Consider the following 3984-nt stretch of genomic DNA (forward strand, 5'->3'; position numbering starts at 1 on the left):
TCTATGATGCTTTTTAAATTATTTCTAGCATTTGTATAGTTTAACGCCTGCATTTTAAAATCCTTTATGACAGAATACTGTCATTGTAGCATATTTCATTAACGAGTGCTTATTTTGTGATACTCAATATTGGCGACTCACACCAAATTCCCATACTTATAATAAGCTGCACAAGCACCCTCGCTACTTACCATACAGCTCCCAATTGGGCTTGTTGGTTTACATGCGGTTCCAAAAATAGTACATTCTGGTGGGTTTGCCATTCCTCTTAGTATGTCTCCGCAGATGCAGAGTTTGTGGTCTTCTATTTCGCCTATTGGCAGAGTATCTTTGTAGATAATCTCTGCATCGTACTCTTTAAACTCGGGCTTTAATTTTAGTCCGCTTTTTGGAATATTGCCTAATCCTCGCCATTTAAATAAGTCTCTTTTGTCAAAATATCTCTCTATTAGATTTTGCGCTTTAAGATTTCCATCATAAGTTACTAATCTTTTGTACTCTATCTCAAGTTCGCATCTGCCCTCTATAAACTGCTTGACTATCATGCTGATTGCCTGCATCACATCAACTGGTTCAAAGCCTGAGACAACAACTGGACGGTTGTAATCCCTTGGAAACTCTTCATATATCTTACTTCCGCTGATAACGCTCACATGAGATGGCCCTAAAAATGCGTCTATTTTGTTGTTATAACTATCAACATGAACATCTCTTGAGTCGATTAACTCGCGCATTACTTCTGGAACTGTTACATGGTTTATGTGAAAAAAAATGTTTTTTATATCTTTTTTTATAACTGCATCAAGAAGAGCCGCTGTCATTGGAGTTGTCGTTTCAAATCCTATGGCAAAAAAGATGATTTTTTTAGTTGGGTTTTCATTTGCGATTTTTAGACACTCTAAGGGAGAGTAGACAAAACGAACATCAGCACCTTTACTTCTTGCATCTTGAAGACTTCCCTTGCTTCCAGGTACTTTTATCATATCGCCAAGAGTTACAAGGATAACATTTTCTTGCATACTAAGTACATACGCATGGTCAATTCTCTCTTTTGGCATGATACAAACAGGACAACCAGGACCGTGTACAAACTTGATGTTATCTGGTAAAAGTTGAGGAATACCAAACTTCATAATAGTATGAGTATGACCGCCACAAACTTCCATGATATTTATCCGGTTTTTAAGTTTTTTAGCATCTTCTTTTATGATTTTCGCATAGGCTTTTATGGTGTCGCCATCTCTAAAATCATCATAGAGATTTCTAAGCTCTAGCTCCATTTAGCTCTCTCTGCTTGGACACTCATCCGCCTCTAAAATAGCCAACTGCCTATCTTCTTCGTTCATCGCTTCTATAATCTCTCTATAGATTTCTAAACTTTTTAGTGCCTCAGCTTCATCAACCTTACTCATAACAAACCCGATATGCAAAAGTACATAATCGCCTATTTTAATATCTTCTTCACTAACAAGTGCTAAACTGGCTTCTCTTTGTACGCCCATAGTATCGACCGTTGCTACTTCGTTTTGCTTGTCTATTTTGACAACTTTGCTAGGAATTGAGAGACACATTATCTCATTCCCATTTTAAACTTGATCCATGAAGCCACTTTTTTAATACTCTCTTCATCTTTTGTACTAACTTCAAGTATGTCAACACTCGGCTTCAACTTTCTTGCCATCTCTTTCTCTTTTTGCATATCATACTCAAAATATGGAAGCAGGTCTGTTTTAGTAAATAAAATTAAATCTGCTTGACGAAACATAACTGGATATTTGGCAATTTTGTCTTCACCTTCTGGAATACTTACAAGAACTATGTTTAAGTGACTTCCAACATCATAACTAGCAGGACAAACTAGGTTTCCAACATTTTCTATAAAACAGACATCTACGCTTTTTAAGTCCATGTGATGAAGCGCTTTATGAACCATAAACGCATCTAAATGACAAGCTGAACCTGTCTGAATCTGATGAGCTTCTATACCTTTTGCTTTTAGTCTGTCCGCATCTCTGCTTGTCTCCAAATCGCCCTCTATTACAGAAAATTTAAATTCGCCTACATCCGCCAAAGCCTCAAGTAGAGCTGTCTTTCCACTTCCCGGAGAACTCATCAGGTTTATACAAAGAACTCCATGAGAGTTAAAATGTTCTCTGTTATGCCCTGCTTCTTGATCATTTTTATCTAAAATTTTCGTAATTACCGAGATAGTTTTAGGGTCATTTAACTGCGGGTTATCATGCAGATGTTCGTGATGATGGTGATGGTCATGTGAATCCTCGTGAGAGTGAACATGCTCTACAATACTACAGCCGCAATCTTTACACATACTCTTTCTCTACAACACATTTAGCATCTGTTTTAGCACTCTTAGTGTATGCATACGCCAAAGCGATACCAGATAGATGAAGAAAAAGCGTAGATAAAGTAAACCCTAACATGTAAGCTACAAAACTTCCGCTTTGAAATTCAGCTCCGTGGGCAAAACCGTGAAACAGTCCAAAAAATGCAACTACTGTTACTATAATGTTTACAGGTATCTTCTTTGCAAAACCTAAAAATGCAAAAACAACGGCGATAGAGATAAGTATCCCCTCCTCGACAAAGGGTATCTTAACACCCATAAAACCCAATATTGCCGCGATAAGCATAGCCGTGATAAAAGCAAACAAAAGAAGATAACCTCTTTTTGATGCAAAAAAAGCTACCATACCGACACCAACCATAGCCAGCACATGGTCTAAGCCGCCGATAGGATGCAAGAATCCGCTACCAAACCCACTATTTTGTAAAAAAGTCGTATGTCCAAAAGCAAACGCAGACAACGATAAGAGCATCAATAAAATTTTCATAAAATCTTCCTTAGTTTTTTTCTACTCAAGCGAATAGTTCCCTTTATTTTATATCTTTATTTTAAAACTAAGTTGAATTTGTCTATTTTATTAAAACTTATTTTTTTCTAAGAGATAATAAGCCTGCCCTAAAGCAATTCCACCATCATTAATAGCACTCTCTTGCTGATGATAATATTTCATTTTATCTTCTTTTAACTCTTGACATACAAGCTCTAAGAGCGTTTTGTTTTGAAACACACCGCCGCTTAAAATCACTTCTAGTTTTTCGATTTTTGAAATATCTGTGATGATTTTTACTAGAGTATTTATAAGCATAGAATTGAGCTCATATTTATTCATTTTACCCTTTAAAATATACTCAACTATTTTTATATCAATCACATTGTTATCTATAGTATAGTCGAAGCATTTTACTATATTTTCATCATAATAGCTCTCACCCAAAAGCCCACTCTCGCCCTCATAGCTTATAGTCTGGGCAATATCTGAAAAAGAAGCAATAGCATCAAATAGTCTTGCTGCAGAGCTTGTTTTTGGTGCATTAAGATTTTTTATATAACTCTGATGGAGCATCTTTATCTCAGATGCTACAAAAGATTTTACAACAGCAAACTCTAATTCTAAAACCTCTTCTAAACTTAGCTCACAAAAGAGCATACTAAGAGCAACTCTTCTTGGTTCTTTTATGGCTTTATCTGCACCTAAGAGCTTGATTTGTTTGAAACTATATTTACGTCTGTCTCCTACAAAAATCTCTCCACCCCAAAGAGTGCCATCATCTCCATAACCAGTGCCATCAAAACTAAACCCAAGATAATCCCCACTAAGTCCAAATTCCGCCTTACAAGCATAGATATGGGCTAAATGGTGCCCAACTTCTACCAACTCACAGTTTTGTTTTTTTGCCCACTTTGTAGTCTCATAATTTGGATGTTTATCATGAACTATAATATCAGGCTCAAAATCATAAAACCTTTTAAAACTCTCTAGCGTTCGCTCAAAAAATTCAAATGCCTCCATAGAGTCCAAATCCCCGATATGAGGAGATAAGATGATATTATCCCCAATTACAAAAGCTACAGAGTTTTTTGCATTTGCTCCAACTGCTAAGATTTTTTTCTCACTCTTA

At 36.3% G+C, this 3984-nt stretch carries 4 protein-coding genes and 1 pseudogene; all 5 read right to left on the reverse strand.

Annotated features, from left to right (window positions below; all coding sequences use genetic code 11):
• Positions 1-137: 137 nt before the first annotated feature.
• Positions 138-1280 carry a hydrogenase formation protein HypD gene (gene hypD / locus M0Q17_RS10795; protein ID WP_295086729.1) on the reverse strand — a complete coding sequence of 381 codons (1143 nt, stop codon included), beginning with the start codon at positions 1278-1280 and terminating at the stop codon, positions 138-140.
• Entirely contained in the window at positions 1281-1571 is a 291-nt protein-coding gene (locus M0Q17_RS10800) for a HypC/HybG/HupF family hydrogenase formation chaperone (protein ID WP_295086730.1), read from the reverse strand.
• Positions 1571-2329, reverse strand: a complete 759-nt coding sequence (gene hypB / locus M0Q17_RS10805) for a hydrogenase nickel incorporation protein HypB (RefSeq protein WP_295086731.1) — start codon at positions 2327-2329, stop codon at positions 1571-1573. The genes M0Q17_RS10800 and hypB overlap by 1 nt, the downstream gene beginning before the upstream one ends.
• A complete protein-coding gene (locus tag M0Q17_RS10810; RefSeq protein WP_295086733.1) occupies positions 2322-2852 on the reverse strand; it encodes a HupE/UreJ family protein in 531 nt (176 codons plus the stop codon). The genes hypB and M0Q17_RS10810 overlap by 8 nt, the downstream gene beginning before the upstream one ends.
• 90 nt (positions 2853-2942) lie before the next feature.
• Positions 2943-3984, reverse strand: a pseudogene (locus M0Q17_RS10815) (carbamoyltransferase HypF); the annotation flags it as partial.

This window comes from Sulfurimonas sp. (assembly GCF_023229105.1).
In the GTDB taxonomy this organism is placed as follows: Bacteria; Campylobacterota; Campylobacteria; order Campylobacterales; family Sulfurimonadaceae; genus Sulfurimonas.